This window comes from Actinokineospora bangkokensis (assembly GCF_001940455.1).
GTDB classification, from domain to species: Bacteria; Actinomycetota; Actinomycetes; order Mycobacteriales; family Pseudonocardiaceae; genus Actinokineospora; species Actinokineospora bangkokensis.
On the sequence record NZ_MKQR01000016.1, the window covers coordinates 268,261 to 286,203 of the forward strand.

Sequence of the window (17,943 nt, forward strand, 5' to 3'; positions counted from 1 at the left end):
GGCGATCTTTACGCGATCCTGACGCGCGCCCGGCCCCTCGGTGGGTCGACCCGCAGCGAGCCGACCCACCGACCTCACCCAGCGGCGGCCCGGCACCGCTCCACGGCCGACGAGACGTCCTCGTCGTCGGGGGCGGACTCGGCGGCCACCGCCAAATCCCGCAGCGCCGCGTCCCACCGGGAGGCGGCCTCGTGCAGCACGGCCCGGTTGTACCGGACCGTCGGGTCCTCCGGCGCGAGCCCCACGGCCCGGTCGAGGTCGCGCAGCGCCGCCGACGGGTCCCCCAGCTCGTGCAGCAGCGCCGCCCGCCCCACCAGCGCGGCCACCAGCTCGGGGTCCGCGGCGAGCGCGCGGTCGAAGGCGGCCAGCGCCGCGGTGGGGTCACCGGCGGCGTGCACCTGCGCGAGCACCAGGTGCAGGTGGGCGTTGTCCGGGTCCAGCGACAACCCCCGGTGGGCGTCGGCGGCGGCCGCGGCGAGGTCGTCGCGGTCGAGGTGGATCCCCGCCCGGTTCACCAGCGCGTCGACCATGTCCGGGTCCAGCTCCAGCACGTAGTCCAGGGCCGCCAGCGCCGCGTCCACCTCGTCGTGCTCCAGGAGCAGGTCCGCGCGGTTGTAGTGGGCCTCGGGGAACGGGGGCCCCAGCCGCGCGGCGCGGTCGTAGTCGGCCATGGCCTCGGCGTCACGGCCGAGGGTGTGCAGGAGGTTGCCCCGGTCGAGGTGGTAGTCGGGGTGGTTGGGGTCGATGGCGATGACGCGATCGAGGTGGGTCAGCGCCTCCTCGGCGCGGCCGAGCCTGGCCAGCAGTTGCGCCCGGTTGTGCAGCAGCACCGAGCGGTGCAGCGCGTGGTCGTCGGGGCCGATGGTGCGGTCGAGCCACTCCGCGCCCTCGGTGACCAGGCGCAGGGCCTCCTCCAGCTCGCCCAGGTGCATCTCGACCAGGGCAAGGCCGTTCTGGTGGAACACCGTGGAGAAGACGTGGTCGTCGCTGTCGTCGGGCATCAGGCGGGAGAACGCGATGGCCTGCTTGACCAACCCCTTGGCGCGGATGTGGTCGCGGCGGTCGCGGTGCCGGGTGTGGATCATCGCGCGGGCGTAGGCGGCCTGCATGTGCGCGCGCGGCGCCTCGGAGGAGGCGACCAGCTCGTCGTAGATGTCCTCGGCCTCCTCGGTGCGGCGCAGCATCATCAGCGAGGTGGTCACCTTGGTGCTGAACATCCACCACAGGCCGAAGCTCCCCACCGGGTCGACCAGCGCCCGCCCACGCCGCCCCAGGTCGATGGTCGCGTGGTAGAAGCCCATGTCGACGCAGTGGTTGATGGCCTCGTCCAGCGCCCGCACGCCCGCCCCGCGGGAGTCGGAGCCGTGCTCGCGGTGGAACGGCAGCGCCCCCAGCGCCGCGGACGGCTCCCCCGCCTCGGCCAGCTCGTCAGCGCGCCGGTCGTGCAGCTCCGCGCGGGCCTCGGCGGGGATCCGGGCGTACGCGTCGACGAACTCGGGCAGATCGACGGTGCAGTCCCCGGCGACGTAGGCGGCAGCGGCGGCGAGGTCGTCCATTCCAGACTGCGCGGGCGCGGGTGCGGCGATGTCGAGCCGTTCGGCGTGGTCGGCCAGCACCGCCTCCAGCGGCTCGCCCGGGTCGGTGCCGCTGTCGCACACGACCACCGCCAGCCGCGCGGGGTCGGTGCGGCGCACCAGGGCGACCAGGAACTCCAGGTCAGTCCGGTCGGCGTCGACGACCCGCACCACCAGGCAGCGGGGCCCGGCGCCCAACTCCCGCAGCCGGGCGTGGACGAACTCGACGACACCGTGCCCGAGCCGCTGGGTGCGCACGGCCGCGTAGAAGCGGGTGCGCTCGGCCGGGATCGCCAGCGACGTCAAAGTCTCCCGCGGCACCGCCACCACCGAGCGCAGCTCGGGCGCCACCGACAGCAGCTCCACCTGGTGCCGCTCCACCAGCTCAGCCGACGCGCCGGGCGCCAGTTGCCGCACCAGCGCGCCCGTCGCGGTGAACGGACCGCGGCGCCGGTGGGCGTCGACGGGCGGCAGCAGCGGCGCGGGGAGGTCCACACCGGACAACAGCGCGGGCAGCTCGGCGGGGTCGACGTGGCGGTCGAACCTCACCCACAGGTGGTGGGGCGCAGCGCGTCCGGACATGGGGTGCCTCCTCAGGCGGGTCGGGTGCGGCGCTCGCGGCGGGCGAGCACCCCGGCGAGGACGAACTGGCCGAAGGTGAGGACCAGGAAGACCACGGCGTCGAGCAGGCCCAGCGCGCCGGGGTCCCCGGCGACCCGGTCCACCACGATGTCGAGGGTGAGCACGACCGCGGGCACGATCGCCCACGCGATGCTCGCCAGCACGAACCCGTAGCCCGCCACCAGCAACCACGCGTACCAGCGGGCGACCTCGCGGTCGCGGGGGTGCCAGTCGGACTCGTCGACGCGGGTGGCCCGGCCGCGCAGGCGGTCGAGCTTGGCGCGCAGCAGGGCGAACGCCACCGCGTGCAGGTCGACGCACCCGAGCGCCGTGCAGATGAGGTAGTACAGGTCGGTGCGCAGGAAGAAGTAGAACTGCCAGACCAGCCGCATGAGGGTGAAGAAGGCCAGCGCCAGGCAGATCCGGCCGAGCAGACCCGCATCGCCGGTGGCCGGGTCGCGCACGGCGGCGGCGAGCAGCGTCAGCCCGCCCACGCACACCGCGTCCGCGACCATCCCGGCCAGGATCGGCAGGTAGCGCTGCCTGCGCGGCACCGCGACCAACCCGTCCAGCGAGGTCTCGAACACGACGAAGATCAGCCTGCGCCCGATGCCCAGCGACGACGGGATGCCCAGCCTGCGCCCGGCGAGCGCGTGGAACCCCTCGTGCACCAGGATCAGCGGCACCTGGCCGAACAGGGCGAACAGCTGCACCACCACCAGCGACGGCACGAAGAAGATGTGCGAGTAGCGCGGTGCCAACTCCGGCGAGCGGACCATCACCACCACCGAGGCGACCACCACCGCCGCGTACGCGACCCACGCCACCGGCGAGAACAGCGCGGCCCCCAGCCGCCGCCAGCGCACCGGGGCCGCGGCGGCCGCGGTCTCGCCCGCGCGCACCACCATCCCGAACTCGTCGAGGACCTCGACGAACTCCGCGATGTCGACGGTCTCGCCGTAGGTGCGCTCGTACCAGTCGACGGCCTCGCCCAGCGGTCCGCCCTCGGCGATCCTGGCCAGCAGCGCGGCGCCGTCGGCCGGGAACACCCCGAACTCACCGGTGTCGGCGCGCCCGATGGTCACCTCGCCGCCCGCGGCGTCCTCGGTGTGGAAGGTCAGCGGGTGCAGCGGCAGCGGACTGGCCAGGTCGAACGCGATGGCGGTCATGCTCACCCCTCGGTGGTGGGAGGTGGTCCCCCGGCCCGCGGGCCGGGGGACCACCGGTGCTACCGGACGACCGACCGGGTCAGTTCGGCCAGCACAGCGGGGTCGCGTAGCCCGCGGCCGCGGTGGTCAGGCGGACGGTGCCGGCCTTGCGGACCTTGATCTTCTTCATGGGAGCCTCCGCTCATCGGTGACGTGCCCGACCGGACCGGCAGGGGGCCCGGCGGCCACAGGGAGCCCAGCGCGCCCGGTACCCGGGAGGAGCGTCCGGGAGACCGAACCGCTTGTGCCCCACCCACTCTCATCCCGAGGCGGTGCCGGGTCAATGCAGCGGCCCGGTCAGCTTCCGGACGCCCGCCGCGGTCACGAAGCTGACCTTGCGCGCGGGCGCCGTCGCCCTTCTGTCCGGTTTCCGGCGTTAACACCGGGATCAACCGCAGCGATGAAGCCGAGCGTGTCGTACACCAGCAACCCCGGGGGACGGAACCACATGCGCACCACAGCACGCGCGACCGCGGTCGTCGCGGCCGCACTCGCCGCGACCGCGGCGCTGACCGGCGTCGCGAGCGCCAAGGGCGGCTCGATCGGCGGCAGCGGCCCGCAGTACTACCTCAACGACTCGTTGTCGGGCTCGGCCAACCGGGTGTTCGTCTACGGCGACCCGGCCGACGAGGTATTCTTCGGCGACTTCGACGGCAACGGCACCGACACCCCCATGATCCGCCGCGCGGGCACCTTCTACGTCCGCAACAGCCTGTCCTCGGGCCCCGCCGACGCGGTCTACGCCTACGGCAACCCCGGCGACGTCATCCTCACCGGCGACTGGGACGGCAACGGCACCGACACCCCCGCCGTCCGCCGCGGCGGGGTCTACTACATCAAGAACTCCACCGGCAGCGGCCCGGCCGACGCCGTGATCGCCTACGGCGACCCGGGCGACCAGGTGCTCGTGGGCGACTGGAACGCCGACGGCGTCGACACCCTCACCGTGCGCCGGGGCGGGGTGTACTACGTCAAGAACTCCATCTCCGGCGGCAACGCCGACGCGGTGGTGGCCTACGGCGACCCGGGCGACCGCGTGCTGGTGGGCGACTGGGACGGCAACGGCACCGACACCCTGGGCATCCGCCGGGGCGGGACGTACTACCTCCGCAACAGCCTGTCCTCCGGCCCGGCCGAGTCGGTCTTCGGCTACGGCAACCCCGGCGACACGGTGTTCGTCGGGGACTGGGACGGCAACGGCACCGACACCCTGGGCGCGCGCCGCCCGGTCAACCCCGGTGACTCCAAGAACTGCACGGACTTCCGCACCCAGCGCGAGGCCCAGGCGTGGTTCGACTACTACTTCCCCTACTACGGCGACGTCGCGGGCCTCGACTCAGACCGCGACGGCATCGCCTGCGAGCTGAACCCCTGACGTGACGAGGGCGGTGCGTCAGACCGAGACGGCGTCCTTCGTGGACTTCTCCAGCCCGGCGCCCTCGACGTCGAGGGTGGGCAGCCAGCCCAGCCACTTCGGCAGCCACCAGGCGCGCTCGCCCAGCAGCGCCAGCGCGGCGGGCACCAGCGCCATGCGGACCACGAACGCGTCGAAGAAGATGCCGATGGCCAGGGCGAACGCGATGGACTTGATGGTCGGCTCGCCGGTCGGGATGAAGCCCGCGAACACCGAGAACATGATCAGCGCGGCCGCCACGACGACCGGGGCCGCCTGCCGGAAGCCGGTGGTGATCGCCGAGCGCGGGTCGTGGCCGTGGTGGTGCGCCTCGTGCATCCGCGACACCAGGAACACCTGGTAGTCCATGGCCAGGCCGAACAGGATGCCCACCACGACGATCGGGGTGAGGCTGATCAGCGGGCCGGTGCTGTCGAGGTTGACCACGTCGGCCAGCCAGCCCCACTGGAACACCGCCACCGTCGAGCCCAGCGAGGCGCCGACCGTGAGCAGGAAGCCGAGCACGCCGACCAGCGGCACCAGCAGCGACCGGAACACCAGCACCAGCAGCACCAGGGCCAGGCCCACCACCAGGATGAGGTAGACCGGCAGCGCCTCGTCGACGGTCACGGCCACGTCCACGCTGACGGCGGTGGACCCGGTGACGTAGGCGGACACGCCGCCCAACCCGGCCAGGTAGGCGCGCAGGTCGGTCACCAGCTGCTCGGTGTCGGCCGAGGTGGGGCCGGACTTGGGGATCACCTGCATGAGCGCGGCGGTGCCGGTCCGGTTCGGCACGGCGGGCGCGGCCACGGCGACGTCGCGCAGGCCGGTGATCGCGGGCAGTGCCTGGTTGGCCGCCTGCGCGGCGCCCTGGCCCTCGAACAGCACCACGAGCGGGCCGTTGAAGCCGGGGCCGAACCCGGCGGAGATGAGGTCCTGGGCCTTGGCCTGGGTGCTGCCCGTGGCGGGGGTCTGCACCAGCGTCGTCTGCATCGACGCCGCGGGGATGGCCAGCAGCCCGAGCACCACCACCCCGCCGAGCAGGGTCAGCGCGCGGCGCTTGGTGACCCCGGCGATCCAGCCGCGGAAGAAGCCGCGGTCGCGGTGGGCGGCGTCCTCGGCGCGCTGCTTGCGCGGCAGGGCGCGCCTGCCCAGGTAGCTCAGCACGGCCGGGACGAGCGTCACCGCGACCAGCACGGCGATGATGATGGTCAGCGCGGCGGCGATGCCCATCTGGGTCAGGAACGGGATCCCCGCCACCGACAGCCCCGCCAGCGCGATCACGACGGTGAGCCCGGCGGCGACCACGGCGGACCCGGCGGTGCCGACCGCGGTGGGGATGGCGTCGGCCACCGAGGCGCCCAGCCGCAGCTCCTGGCGGTAGCGGTTGATGATGAACAACGCGTAGTCGATGCCGACGGCCAGCCCGAGCATGGCGGCGAGGATCGTGGTGGTCGAGGACAGGTCCATGAAGCCGGTCGCGATGGTGATGCCCAGCACGCCGACGCCAACGCCGACCGTGGCGGTCAGCAGGTTCATCCCCGCCACGACCAGCGCGCCGTAGGTCAGCGCCAGCACCAGCAGCGCGATGAGCACGCCGATGACCTCGACGACCCCGCCCAGCGGCGGCACGCCCTGCAACGCGTCGCCCGCGGCCTCGACGGTCAGCCCGCTGGTGGAGCGCGCCTGCTCCACGGCGGCCTTGAGCGCGTCCTGCTGGTCCGCGGGGACCTCACCGGTGCCGACCCGGTAGGTGACGGTGGAGAACGCGGTGTTCTGGGCGGCGTTGACGGTGGGCTGCGCGGGGTCCAGCGGGTTGGTCACCGCGGCGACGCCCGGCAGCGCGGACAGCTCCTTGACCAGCGCGCCGATCGCCTGCGCGTTCTCCGGGGTGGTGAGCTTGCCGTCCCCGGGCGCCTGCACGACGACCCGGGCGCTGGCACCACCGGCCCCGAACTCCTGGCGGATCTTCTCCAGGGCGGTGGTGGACTCCTGGCCGGGGATGGAGAAGCTGTCGGCGGTCTTGCCCCCGAGGGTGACCGCGCCGACCGCGGCGCCCACGAGCACCGCCAACCAGAGCACGACGACGAGGAGCCTGCGCCGGTGCGCGGCGGCTCCCAACCGGTACAGCAAACGGGCCATCGGGGTTCAGTCCTCCACCTGGTGCGTGCCGCGCGCCCCGGTCGGCGGCCCGGGGTGCCCGAGCGCGTCGACGCAGGTCGCGATGATCAGAGGTCGCCACGCGGCGCGCTCACCGGCGTGGTTGGCCGCGAGGGACAGCACGGCCAGCGCGGCCAGCGCGCCGACCACGCGCACCCGCCGCTCCTGGTCGCCGCCCGCGGGGTCGATGGCGAACAGCCCGGTGATCAGGTCCTCGCCGTCGATCACCACCTGCTCGGGCCGGGTGACCGCGTGGAACGCCAGGGCCACCAGCCCGGGCCGGTCCAGCGCGATGTCGGTCAGCAGCTCCAGCGCCCGCCGGTCGCGCTCGGATCCGGGCGCCACCCCGGACAGCCGCTCCAGCACCGCCCTGGCCTGCGCGTCGCCCACCTCCCGCGCGGCGCTGTAGAGCGCTTCCTTGCTGGGGAAGTGGTGCAGCAGCCCGGCCTTGGACAGCCCCACCGACTCCGCCAGCGACCGCAGCGAGGTGTGCTCGTACCCGTGCCGGGCGAACAGCGCGGCGGCGCGGTCGAGGATCTCCTCGTCCGCCCGCTGCCGGATCACGTTCGCCACGCAGGCCACGGTACCCACCTGCCGACCGGATCGGTCGGCGGACCTACCGAATCGGTAGGTGACTTGCCTCGCACCCGGGTTCCCGCCCAGGGCGTTCCACCTCACGAGCGTCGCGAAACCCACCCGAACGAGCGTCCACCTGGTACTCGCGCCCGGCCCACCGCCGCCTCAGGCCTGGGACTGCGGCAGCTTCCCGCCTCGCCGCGGCGCCCCGGCCGACGGCGGCGGCACCATCGGTCCCACGTCCCCGTCCGGTGCCTCGTCGAGGTCGAGCACCACCGGCGCGTGGTCGCTGGGCTTGCTGCCCTTGCGCGCGGCCCGGTCCACCCACGCCGCCGCCCGCCGCGGCGCCACCTCCGAGCCCGCCAGGACGAGGTCGATCCGCATCCCCCGGTTCTGGTGGAACATCCCCGCCCGGTAGTCCCAGTAGCTGAACACGACCTCGTCCGGCCACCGCTCGCGCACCACGTCGTGCAGCCCCAGGCCCACCAGCTCGGCCAGCTCCGCCCGCTCCGGCGCGGTCACGTGGGTGTGCCCGGCGAACGCGGCCGGGTCGAACACGTCGGCGTCGGTCGGGGCGATGTTGACGTCCCCGCACACCACCGCCGAGGCGGCGTGCGGCGCCACCGCCCCGCGCAGTGCGCGCAGCCACTCCAGCTTGTACCGGTAGTGGTCGGAGTCCGGTTCGCGGCCGTTGGGCACGTACACCGACCACACGCGCAGCCCGCCGCACACCGCCGAGACCGCCCTGGCCTCCTGGTGCGGGAAGCCGGGCCCACCGGGCAGGCCGCGCACCACGTCGGACAGCCCCACCCGCGACAGCAGGGCCACCCCGTTCCACTGCCCCTCGCCGTGGCCCGCGACCTCGTACCCGCGCTCGGCGAGGTCGTCGGCCAGCAGCTCGGTGAACGCCTCGTCGGAGAGCTTGGTCTCCTGCAGGCACACCACGTCCGGGGCGCGCTCGTCGAGCCAGGGCAGCAGGCGGGGCACGCGCTGCTTGACGGAGTTCACGTTCCAGGTGGCGATCCGCACCGGCCCGACCCTAGTGGCTCGCGGCCGGGGTCACACTTCGCGATCGGTTCCCCGACAAGCCGACCCCGGTCACCCGTTCGTGGCGCCGCAGGGTCGATCATGGGCGGGCCGTCGCAGGAGGACCGGGGAGGACCGCGTGGTCAAGGGCAAGAAGGCGTGGCTGTCGCTGCTGGTGGCCGTGGTGGTGCTGGGCGTGGCCATCTGGTTCAGCCAGCGCGAGGACACGCCCGGGGGTCCCTCGACCGGGACCGCCACCGCCGCCGACGTGCAGCGGGCCCGCGACGAGCTGGCCAGGCTGGTCGTCGCGCCGGAGGACACCGGCAAGCCCTACGACCGCGACGACTGGCCGCACTGGGTCTCCCAGGGCGACGGCTGCGACACCCGGGAGGAAGCGCTCAAGCTCCAGGGCACGGCCGTCACCACCGGCGCCGCCTGCAAGATCACCAGCGGCAGCTGGACCAGCCGCTACGACGGGCTGGTCATCACCGACTCGACCAAGACCGACCTCGACCACGTCGTGCCGCTGGCCGAGGCCAACCGCTCGGGCACCCGCGGCTGGACGAAGAAGCAGCGGCAGGCCTTCGCCAACGACCTCGACCAGCTGCTGGTGGTCTCGGCCAGCTCGAACCGCAGCAAGGGCGACCAGGACCCCGCGCGGTGGCTGCCCGACGCCGCCTACAGCTGCGACTACGCGGTGCGCTGGGTCGACGTGAAGAGCAAGTACGCCCTCACCGTCGACCAGGCCGAGCACGAGGCGCTCAACTCGCTGCTGCTGCGCTGCCCGCGCTGACCCGCAGCCGTCATCGGCGGCCCGCGGTGAGCCGCAGCACGGCGTCGACGTCACGGGCGCCGCGCAGGGGGTAGGCCCGTTCCTCCCCCGCCTGCTTGACAGTCACCGACTGAGCGGGGGTGTGGCGCAGGACCGCCGACGTGAGGTCGTCGGCCACCTTGAACACCATCTCCACGGTGGTGCCGGAGGAGGCGTCGTCCACCTCCAGGCTCACCGGGCGGTCCGAGCCCAGGGTGAAGCTCTCCCTGCCCGGTTCCGGTTGCACGAGGCTGAACGTGTTGGGCGCGGGCACGTACTGCACGCCCGCCCGGACGGTGAGCCACGCCGACCCGTCCGGCGCCCACCCCAGCTGCCGCCCCTCGGCGTAGAGGTCCTTCGACGCCGAGTAGACCGTCAGCGTGAACCCCACGCCCGCGCCCTCCAACCCGCCCGACGCGCCTTCCAGCGACCCGGAACCGGTGGCCTCCAGCACCTGCCCGGGAGCGATCCGCAGCCCTCCCCGGTAGAACTCCGCGCGGCGGGAGTCGGCGTCGGTGGCGTAGGCGTGCTCGCGAAGGTCGTAGCGGATCGTCCGGCCGATGTCGCTGACCTCCAGCCACACCGGCTGCCCCACCGGCACGCTCGCCACCACCGCGAAGCCCTGCGGCCCCGCCTCCCACTCGTCGAGGTCCACGGGCGCGCGCTTGTCGCCCACCACCACCGCCACGCCGTCCGGACCCGGCTGCTCGTCGGTGCTCGCGCTGCCCGGCAGCCGCTCGCGCAGCACCGAGGCGAGCAGGAACTCGTGCCCGTCGGCGGCGGTGTAGCCGTGGCTGTCGTCGAGCCCGACGGCCATCGCGTTGAACGTCGTCAGCTCCCGCTCGACGCGGACCTTGTCCACCCGGGCGGCCAGGCGCGGCGAGTCGACGGCGCCGTCCTCCTCGGGCACCCGCGCCTCCGGCCCGCCGATGGCGACGCCCTTGTCCACCCGCACCTGGAGCAGGTCGGCGGCGGCCCGCACCGGACCGCCGCCCGACGAGCACCCCGACGCCAGCGCGGCCACCACCGCGACCCCAGCCACAACCCGCTTCACGTGCCGCTCCCCGCTCGTCCGGTCCCCGAGTGTGACCGATTCCCGCCGCCGGTGCAGGGCGTCCGGCGGCGGCCCGCGCCCCGCGATGTCACACGGGCACAACCTGGCGCCGCTAACCTGCCCGCCATGCCAGGACCCCGCCGCCGGTCGGCGCTGATCGCCCTGCTCACCCGCGAGCCGGGTGCCGCGCCGCAGGCGGCGATCCTGGACGAACTGCGCCGCGCCCTGCTGGAGGGCGGGGTGCCGCCGGGCACGGCCATCCCGCTCGACGAGGTCGCCGCCGTGTTCGGGGTCAGCCGCATCCCGGTGCGCGAGGCGCTCAAGACGCTCATCGGCGAGGGGCTGGTGGAGCACCGCACCAACGCCGGGTACACGGTCGCGAAGCTGACGCCCGCGGAGCTGGCCGAGATGTACCTGGTGCGCGAGGCGCTGGAGACCGCCGCGCTGGCCGCCGCCCTGCCCGCCGCGGGTCCCGCCGACGACGACGCCGCCCGCGCCGCGCACGAGGCGCTGGAGGCCGCGATCGCCGCGGGCGACGTCACCGCCCACCACCGGGAGAGCAGGCGGTTCCACTTCGCCCTGGTGTCCCCGTGCGGGATGCACCGGCTGCTCAAGATGTTCGAATCCGCCTGGAACATCACCGAACCGGTGCGCCCCATGGCCCACATCGCCCCCGGGGACCGCTCGGTGCTGCACGACGACCACGCGGACATGCTGGCCGCGTTCGTCGCCCGCGACGCCGAGGCGCTGCTGTCGGCCGCGCGCGCCCACCACAGCAGGCTCGCGTCCCTGCTCGGCGCCGTCCCGCAGCACACCGGTCTGCTGGCCGAACGCGGGCCAGGGGAAATATACGATTGAGTTGATGGCCGCGTAACACCGCGCTCCTAGCCTCGTTCCGCAGCGGCGCCCCCTCCCCCGCCGCGCGCTAGGAGAGTGACGATGTCCGACACCGCACTGCCCTACCAGGAACACCCCCGCCCCCTCCCGCCCGGCGCGAGCACCGGCCACGACGACCTCGTCGAAGCGGCGGGGGCGCCCGTCGGCGGCGGGCTCGTCAAACCGGGCTACGACCCCCGGCTCACCAACGAGGACCTGGCCCCGCTGAAGAAGCAGACCTGGGGCTCCTACAACATCTTCGCCTTCTGGATGTCCGATGTGCACAGCGTCGGCGGGTACGTCACCGCGGGCAGCCTGTTCGCGCTCGGGCTCAGCAGCTGGCAGGTGCTGGTGGCGCTGCTCATCGGGATCAGCGTCGTCTACCTGTTCTGCAACTGGGTCGCCAAGCCCAGCCAGCGCGCGGGCGTGCCGTACCCGGTCATCTGCCGGGCCTCGTTCGGCGTGCTCGGCGCGAACGTGCCCGCCATCATCCGCGGCCTGATCGCCGTGGCCTGGTACGGCATCCAGACCTACCTGGCCTCGGCGGCGCTGGACGTGGTGCTGCTCAAGCTCTTCCCCGGCCTGCTGCCCTACGCCCAGGTGGAGCAGTACGGGTTCGCCGGGCTCCCGCTGCTGGGCTGGGGGACCTTCGCCCTGCTGTGGGTGCTGCAGGCGGCGGTGTTCTGGACCGGCATGGAGACCATCCGCCGGTTCATCGACTTCTGCGGCCCCGCGGTCTACGTGGTCATGTTCGTCCTCGCGGGCTACCTGCTGGTCAAGGCGGGCTGGGGCGCGGTCGACCTGAACCTGGGCGAGGTCGAGCACACCGGCCTGGACTCCATCCCGGTGATGCTCGGGGCCATCGCGCTGGTGGTGTCCTACTTCTCCGGGCCGATGCTCAACTTCGGCGACTTCTCCCGCTACGGCAAGGACTTCGCCGCGGTGAAGCGGGGCAACCTGCTGGGGCTGCCGCTGAACTTCCTGGTGTTCTCGATCCTGGTCGTGGTCACCGCGTCGCTGACCGTGCCGGTGTTCGGCGAGCTGATCACCGACCCGGTGGCCACCGTGGCCCGCATCGACTCCACCTTCGCGATCGTGCTGGGGGCGCTGACGTTCACCACCGCGACCATCGGCATCAACATCGTCGCGAACTTCATCTCCCCCGCATTCGACTTCTCCAACGTCAACCCGCAGCGGATCAGCTGGCGCGCGGGCGGCATGATCGCCGCCGTCGGCTCGGTGCTGATCACGCCGTGGAACCTCTACAACAACCCCGAGGTCATCCACTACACGCTGGAGACCCTGGGCGCGTTCATCGGGCCGCTGTTCGGCGTGCTCATCGCGGACTACTACCTGGTGCGCAAGCAGGAGGTGGTCGTCGACGACCTGTTCACCCTCAAGCCCACCGGCCGCTACCACTACCGGCGCGGCTACAACCCCGCCGCGATCGCGGCCACGGTGGTCGGCGCGGTGGTGGCGATGGTGCCGGTGCTGTGGCAGAGCGGGCCCGGGATGGCCACCGCCTCGCAGTACAGCTGGTTCATCGGCATGCTGCTCGGCCTGGGCACCTACCTGCTCGCCGCGCCCGCGTTCCGGGTGGCGGAGCAGAGCCGCGTCGGCGCGGCGGAGCCCGAGGTGGTCGAGGTCTGATGGAACTGCTGGTCATCAACCCGAACACCTCGGCGCCGATGACCGCGCTCGTCGAGCGGGCTGCCCGGGCCGTCGCCGGTCCGGGCACCCGCGTGCGCGCGGTCACCCCGGCCATGGGCCCGGCCTCGATCGAGAGCCACTACGACGAGGCGCTGGCGGTGCCCGGCGTGCTGGCCGAAGTGGCCGCCGGGGAGCGGGCGGGGGTCGACGGGTACGTGCTGGCCTGCTTCGGCGACCCCGGCCTCGACGCCGCCCGCGAGGTCGCCACCGGGCCCGTGGTGGGCATCGCCGAGGCGGCCATGCGCACCGCGATGTACCTGGGGCGCGGCTTCAGCGTGGTGACGACGCTGGCCCGCACGACCGGCCGCGCGCGCGACCTCGCCGCCCGGTACGGCGCGGAGCGGGCGTGCCTGGGCGTGCACGCGTGCGGCATCCCGGTGCTCGACCTGGAGTCCGACCCCGACGCGGTGAAGAAGGTGGTGGCCGCGTGCGCGGTCGCCCTGGAGGCCGACGGGTCGGACGCGGTCGTGCTGGGCTGCGCCGGGATGGCCGAGCTGTGCGCGGTCGTGTCGGCGGAGCTGGGCGTGCCCGTGGTCGACGGCGTGCAGGCCGCGGTGCTGGCGGCGCAGTCGTTGGTGGCCATGGGGTTGCGCGGTCCGGCGCGCGGGGAGTTCGCCCCGCCCCCGGCCAAGCCCTACCTGGGCCTGATGGCGGAATTCACCCGTGGGTGATTGACCGATCGCGCCCGGGTTCCGTTAACTGGGGACCCGGGTGCGAGGAGGTCGACGTGCGACGCTGGCTGGTACCGGTCCTGACCGCGGCGGCCCTGGCCGCTCCCCCGGCGCTGCACAGCCCCGCCGAGGCCGCCGTCGCCCTGACCGCGCGGCAACTGGCCGGGCAGCGTGTCGTCTACTCCTACCCCGGGCTCGTGCCGCCGCAGTCGCTGCTGGACCGCGTCCGCGCGGGCGAGGCGGCGGGGGTCATCTTCTTCGGCGAGAACATCTCCAGCCCCACCCAGATCGCCGGTGTCGTCGCGCAGCTGCGCCAAGCCGCGGCCGCGAGCCCGGTCCCCACCCCCCTGCTGCTGATGACCGACCAGGAGGGCGGGCAGATCCGCCGCCTGCCTGGCGCTCCGGAGCTGTCGCAGAAGCAGGTGGGGCAGTTGGGCACGACGGCGGCCGCGGACGCGGGAACGTCGGCGGGGAACAACCTGCGCGGTGTCGGCATGAACGTCAACCTGGCGCCCGTCGCGGACGTCTACCGCACCCCGGGCGACCTCATGGACCAGTACGGCCGCTCGTACTCCACCAACTCCGCCTCGGTGGGGGTGCTGAGCCGGACCTTCATCCAGGCCCAGCAGGCGACCGGCGTCGCCGCCACGGCCAAGCACTTCCCCGGCCTCGGACCCGCGGCCGCCACCGAGAACACCGACCTGCGCCCGGTCACCGTGTCCACCACGCTGTCGGACCTGCGCACGAAGGACGAACCGCCCTACGACGCCGCGGTGTCGGTGGGGGTGAAGCTCGTCATGCTGTCCTGGGCGGTGTACCCGGCGCTCGACCCGAACCGCCCGGCGGGCCTGTCCCGCACCGTCGTCCAGGGCGAACTGCGCCAAGGCCACGCCTTCCGCGGCGTCACCATCTCCGACGCGCTGGAGGCCGGTGCTCTCCAGGCCTACGGCGGCACCGGCAACCGCGCCGTGCTCTGCGCCCAGGCCGGTGTCGACCTCATCCTCGCCTCGGCCCGCGACACCGGCCAGGGCGACCAGGTGGTGACCGCGCTGTCCACCGCCTACACCGGCGGCACCCTCGACCGGGCCGAGTTCACCGCGTCCACCGACCGCGTCCTGGCCCTGCGCGCGAGCCTGCCCTGACCGCTCAGGCGACCCCGGTGCCGCCCAGCTTGTGCAGCAGCCCGGTCAGCAGCTCCACCTCGTGCTGGTCCCACTCGGCCAGCGCCGCGCGCCACCGCGAGCGCTGGTCGTCCAGCAGCGCCGTCAACCCCTTGTGCCCGCTCGGGGTCAGCTGCACCAACCGGGCGCGGGCGTCGCTGGGGTCGATGACCCGCTCCAGCAGCGCCAGGCGGACGGCGGCGTCCACCTGGCGGCTCAGCGTCGACTTGTCCAGCGACAGCCGCGACGCCGCCTCCGACATCCGCAGCGGACCGGTGTGCAGCACCAGCACCAGCAGCGGGTAGACGGTCGGGTCCAGCCTCGGGTGCAGCGTGCGCGCCGAGTCGCGGACGGCGGCGCGGGCGCGGCGCCACATCGCCGTCAGCTCCGCCTCCAGGCCGGGGAGCGCGTCTTCGGTGGCCACGGAGCCTCATTCCAAGCGTCGAGGGCGAACCCCGATCCTAGCCCGGACGGCTCACACCGGGTCTGTGCGCTTCGCCGCCTGGAACTCCGGCTCGGCCATGCCCCGGCGCCAGTACCCGGAGATCGACAGCTGGTCCACGTCCGCGAGGACCGAGCGCAACTGCTTCACCGCACCGGTCTCGCCGTGCACGAACGCATGACCCCGCCCGGCGGGCAACGGGTACTCCCGCACCGCGTCCACCAGCGTCCCGGGCGCCACCCAGCGGATGTCCACAGCGGCCTCGGTGACGAACTTCTGCTCCTCGGCGCTGTCGTCGACCTCCAGGAAGGCCACGCCCACCGCGTGCGCGGGCAGCGACTCGATGGCGGCGCCGATCGCGGGCAGCGCGGCGGCGTCACCGGCGAACAGGTGCCAGTCGGCGGAGTCGTCCGGCCGGTAGGCACCGCCGGGGCCCATGAAGGAGAACTCCTCGCCGGGGCGCACCGCCGCCGCCCACGGCCCGGCCAGGCCGGTGTCGCCGTGGTGGACGAAGTCGATCGCCAGCTCGTCGGGGGTGCGGTGGCGGATGGTGTAGGTGCGGGTGACCAGGTTGCCGGACGCGCGCAGCTCGGCGGCGTCGAGCGGGCCCTCCGGCCTGCCGTCGGGGAAGAACAGCAGCTTGACGTAATTGTCGGTGAACCCGTTGTCGGCCACGGCCGCCAGGCCGGGGCCGCCCGCCCAGACCCGCACCATGTGCGGGGTGATCCACTCGGTGCGGGTGACGGTGAGGGTGTGCACCGGTCGGGTGCGCTGCGGGGCTGGCACGGCGGAGCCTCCCAGGTGTGTTAGGTAAGCCTAACTTACTCCTGGGAGGCTCCGGTTGGCGAGCCGCCGGTCAGGGGCGGGCGCTCTCGATGCTGCTCAGCTCCGCCTCGCGCACCGACCGGCCGCGGGCCGCGGTGACCCGCCAGAGGGTCGTGACGCTCTGCAGCGGGTGCAGGAACCAGCCCCAGGCGCCGATCACCGGCAGCGAGCGGGCCACCCGGCCGCGGGCGCGCCGCTCCGAGCGCGAGTGCCAGCCGATGTGCAGCTCGAAGAGCAGGATGCCGACCGCGGCGGGCGCGGCGAACATGATCGAGGCCTCGATGCCGTAGCCCTTGCCCGCGGCGTGCTCCCAGTTCAGGTAGCACGACCCGGCCAGCAGGAGCAGCAGCGCGATGCGCGGCCCGGCGCCGGAGTAGGGCGAGAGGGCGTAGCGGTGCGCCAAGCCCGCCACGATCAGCGCGGAGGCGTCGAACACCAGCGACACGACCGCGGCGAGCGGGGTCGGGATGCTGAAGCTGCGGGCGTACTCGAACAGCGACCACCAGGAGATGCCCATGGCCGCGACGAGCACGACGATCCAGGCCATGTTGGCCGACCAGGACAGCGCCACCGGCACCCTGGGCAGCGCGGCCGCCACCGGCGACGGGTCCACCGGCGCGGCGGCGACGCGCTCGGCGTGCGCGGTCACCGGCTCCACGGGCGGCGCGGCGGGCTCGGCGACGACGAGGTCCTTGCCCGCGGGGCGCTCGTCCGCCCGCTCGGCGCCCGCGTCGGCGTCGCGCGCCTGCTCGGCCTCGTCCGCGGGCCCGGCCTCCTCGGGCTTGTCGACGCCCTCGTCGAGCCACGACAGGTCGACCGGCCCGGCCTCGGCCGGGGTGTCGGCGTCGTCGCGCACGGGGGTCAGCGTGACCAGGGTCGGGGAGTCGTCCTCGGCCGCCGCGCGCGCGGCGGGGTCGACCTTGCCGAAGACCTCGGTGGCGTCCGCCGGGCGGGCCTGCTCGGCCTTGCCCGTCTCGACCGCGGTGTCCATGTTGTCTGTGGTGTCCTTGTCTGCCGGGGTGTCCACGCCGGGGACGCCCGCCACGGGAACGTCCGCCACGCCCTCGGCCGCGGCGCCGTCCGCCGCGACCGCCTCCGCGCCGACCGCGGTGGCGCCGGTGGCGGCCGCGGTGCCGTTGGTGCTCTTGCCCTTGGTCCTGGTCCGCGCCTTGGCCGGGGTGCCGTTGGCGGCCCTGCCCTGCTTGGCCGAGCCGTTGGTGGCCGAGCCGTTGGTGGCCGCCTTGGCCGCGCCGTTCGCCGAGCCGTTGGTCGCGGCCTTCGCCGCGCCGTCGGCCGCGCCGTTCGACGACCCGTTCGTCGCTCCGTTCGCGGACCCGTTCGACGACCCGGTGCCGGTGCGCAGCGCGTCCAGCTCGGCGAGCAGCCCGGGGCTGAGCGCGACGAGGTCACCGGTGTCACCGAGCTGGTTCTCCCGCCGCCAGGTCTCGATGACGTTGGTCGCGTAGGACCGGGCGGTGGTGACCCCGTAGGCGTCCAGGAACTGCTGGACACCGTGGGTGGTGGGCGGGTCGACCTGCTCGCACGCGTAGCGGATCTTGTCAGCGATGGTGGCTCGTCCGGCCAACGCGAGCGCGTGGGCCGGATCGAGGGCGCTCTCCTGGCTCACCTGCGCGGTCCTCCCGGCTGTAGACGGCTGACGAGTGGGGGCGTGACTCTTCGGGGTAGGTGCACTGTGTCGGACGAGTGAAGTCAGAGCACCATCGGGCTACCGCAGGGGCCCGATCTTGACTCGTTCGTTTTCGGCCTGTTATCTCCGCCTCGGCGCGACACACCGAACGTCACAGTAGCCGCCACCCCGCAAAAAGCCGCAGC

The 17,943-nt window shown here is 73.7% G+C and carries 15 protein-coding genes; 6 read left to right on the plus strand and 9 right to left on the minus strand.

Going from position 1 to position 17,943, the window contains the following annotated elements; genetic code table 11:
- Positions 1 to 74: 74 nt before the first annotated feature.
- Positions 75 to 2,156 carry a tetratricopeptide repeat protein gene (locus tag BJP25_RS15755; protein ID WP_075975667.1) on the minus strand — a complete coding sequence of 694 codons (2,082 nt, stop codon included), beginning with the start codon at positions 2,154 to 2,156 and terminating at the stop codon, positions 75 to 77.
- An 11-nt stretch (positions 2,157 to 2,167) separates the two neighbouring features.
- Complete coding sequence (locus BJP25_RS15760; RefSeq protein ID WP_075975668.1) at positions 2,168 to 3,364, minus strand: hypothetical protein; 1,197 nt, start codon at positions 3,362 to 3,364, stop codon at positions 2,168 to 2,170.
- Between the two features lie 487 nt (positions 3,365 to 3,851).
- On the opposite strand from BJP25_RS15760, the gene BJP25_RS15765 reads away from it, so the two are divergent.
- Positions 3,852 to 4,778 (plus strand): excalibur calcium-binding domain-containing protein, encoded by a 927-nt coding sequence (locus BJP25_RS15765; protein WP_075975669.1) that lies wholly within the window; start codon positions 3,852 to 3,854, stop codon positions 4,776 to 4,778.
- Positions 4,779 to 4,796: 18 nt separating this feature from the next.
- Here the strand turns inward: BJP25_RS15765 and BJP25_RS15770 are convergent, their stop codons facing one another.
- The 3 genes from BJP25_RS15770 to BJP25_RS15780 all read right to left on the minus strand — a co-directional run bounded on the left by BJP25_RS15770 (position 4,797) and on the right by BJP25_RS15780 (position 8,564).
- Positions 4,797 to 6,941, minus strand: coding sequence for an MMPL family transporter (locus BJP25_RS15770; protein ID WP_075975670.1), 2,145 nt, complete (start codon positions 6,939 to 6,941; stop codon positions 4,797 to 4,799).
- 6 nt (positions 6,942 to 6,947) lie between these two features.
- Positions 6,948 to 7,532, minus strand: a complete 585-nt coding sequence (locus BJP25_RS15775; protein WP_075975881.1) for a TetR/AcrR family transcriptional regulator — start codon at positions 7,530 to 7,532, stop codon at positions 6,948 to 6,950.
- A gap of 168 nt (positions 7,533 to 7,700) precedes the next feature.
- Positions 7,701 to 8,564, minus strand: coding sequence for an exodeoxyribonuclease III (locus BJP25_RS15780; RefSeq protein ID WP_075975671.1), 864 nt, complete (start codon positions 8,562 to 8,564; stop codon positions 7,701 to 7,703).
- Positions 8,565 to 8,700: 136 nt separating this feature from the next.
- Between BJP25_RS15780 and BJP25_RS15785 the strand changes: the two genes are divergently transcribed.
- Positions 8,701 to 9,354, plus strand: coding sequence for an HNH endonuclease family protein (locus BJP25_RS15785; protein WP_084794048.1), 654 nt, complete (start codon positions 8,701 to 8,703; stop codon positions 9,352 to 9,354).
- Positions 9,355 to 9,364: 10 nt separating this feature from the next.
- On the opposite strand, the gene BJP25_RS15790 is transcribed toward BJP25_RS15785, so the two are convergent.
- Positions 9,365 to 10,426, minus strand: coding sequence for a hypothetical protein (locus BJP25_RS15790; protein WP_143219102.1), 1,062 nt, complete (start codon positions 10,424 to 10,426; stop codon positions 9,365 to 9,367).
- A gap of 126 nt (positions 10,427 to 10,552) precedes the next feature.
- Between BJP25_RS15790 and BJP25_RS15795 the strand changes: the two genes are divergently transcribed.
- The 4 genes from BJP25_RS15795 to BJP25_RS15810 all read left to right on the plus strand — a co-directional run bounded on the left by BJP25_RS15795 (position 10,553) and on the right by BJP25_RS15810 (position 14,825).
- The gene (locus BJP25_RS15795) at positions 10,553 to 11,284 is read left to right on the plus strand and encodes a GntR family transcriptional regulator (RefSeq protein WP_075975673.1); all 732 of its coding nucleotides are present in this window, start codon (positions 10,553 to 10,555) and stop codon (positions 11,282 to 11,284) included.
- Between the two features lie 81 nt (positions 11,285 to 11,365).
- Complete coding sequence (locus BJP25_RS15800; RefSeq protein ID WP_075975674.1) at positions 11,366 to 12,952, plus strand: NCS1 family nucleobase:cation symporter-1; 1,587 nt, start codon at positions 11,366 to 11,368, stop codon at positions 12,950 to 12,952.
- Positions 12,952 to 13,683, plus strand: a complete 732-nt coding sequence (locus tag BJP25_RS15805) for an aspartate/glutamate racemase family protein (protein ID WP_075975675.1) — start codon at positions 12,952 to 12,954, stop codon at positions 13,681 to 13,683. Before BJP25_RS15800 ends, BJP25_RS15805 begins: the two co-directional genes overlap by 1 nt.
- Positions 13,684 to 13,739: 56 nt before the next feature.
- Entirely contained in the window at positions 13,740 to 14,825 is a 1,086-nt protein-coding gene (locus BJP25_RS15810) for a glycoside hydrolase family 3 N-terminal domain-containing protein (RefSeq protein ID WP_084794049.1), read from the plus strand.
- Between the two features lie 4 nt (positions 14,826 to 14,829).
- On the opposite strand, the gene BJP25_RS15815 is transcribed toward BJP25_RS15810, so the two are convergent.
- The 3 genes from BJP25_RS15815 to BJP25_RS15825 form a co-directional block, all read right to left on the minus strand.
- Positions 14,830 to 15,267: a MarR family winged helix-turn-helix transcriptional regulator gene (locus tag BJP25_RS15815; RefSeq protein ID WP_198943513.1), complete on the minus strand. Its 438-nt coding sequence runs from the start codon at positions 15,265 to 15,267 to the stop codon at positions 14,830 to 14,832.
- A gap of 51 nt (positions 15,268 to 15,318) precedes the next feature.
- A complete protein-coding gene (locus BJP25_RS15820) occupies positions 15,319 to 16,071 on the minus strand; it encodes a siderophore-interacting protein (protein ID WP_075975676.1) in 753 nt (250 codons plus the stop codon).
- A gap of 70 nt (positions 16,072 to 16,141) precedes the next feature.
- A complete protein-coding gene (locus BJP25_RS15825; protein ID WP_075975677.1) occupies positions 16,142 to 17,737 on the minus strand; it encodes a DUF2637 domain-containing protein in 1,596 nt (531 codons plus the stop codon).
- Positions 17,738 to 17,943 lie beyond the last annotated feature (206 nt).

Bases quoted from the DNA above. Each gene is read 5' to 3' on its own strand.
- BJP25_RS15755 (WP_075975667.1), bottom strand. From the start codon at position 2,156: ATGTCCGGACGCGCTGCGCCCCACCACCTGTGGGTGAGGTTCGACCGC.
- BJP25_RS15760 (WP_075975668.1), bottom strand. From the start codon at position 3,364: ATGACCGCCATCGCGTTCGACCTGGCCAGTCCGCTGCCGCTGCACCCG.
- BJP25_RS15765 (WP_075975669.1), top strand. From the start codon at position 3,852: ATGCGCACCACAGCACGCGCGACCGCGGTCGTCGCGGCCGCACTCGCC.
- BJP25_RS15770 (WP_075975670.1), bottom strand. From the start codon at position 6,941: ATGGCCCGTTTGCTGTACCGGTTGGGAGCCGCCGCGCACCGGCGCAGG.
- BJP25_RS15795 (WP_075975673.1), top strand. From the start codon at position 10,553: ATGCCAGGACCCCGCCGCCGGTCGGCGCTGATCGCCCTGCTCACCCGC.
- BJP25_RS15800 (WP_075975674.1), top strand. From the start codon at position 11,366: ATGTCCGACACCGCACTGCCCTACCAGGAACACCCCCGCCCCCTCCCG.
- BJP25_RS15805 (WP_075975675.1), top strand. From the start codon at position 12,952: ATGGAACTGCTGGTCATCAACCCGAACACCTCGGCGCCGATGACCGCG.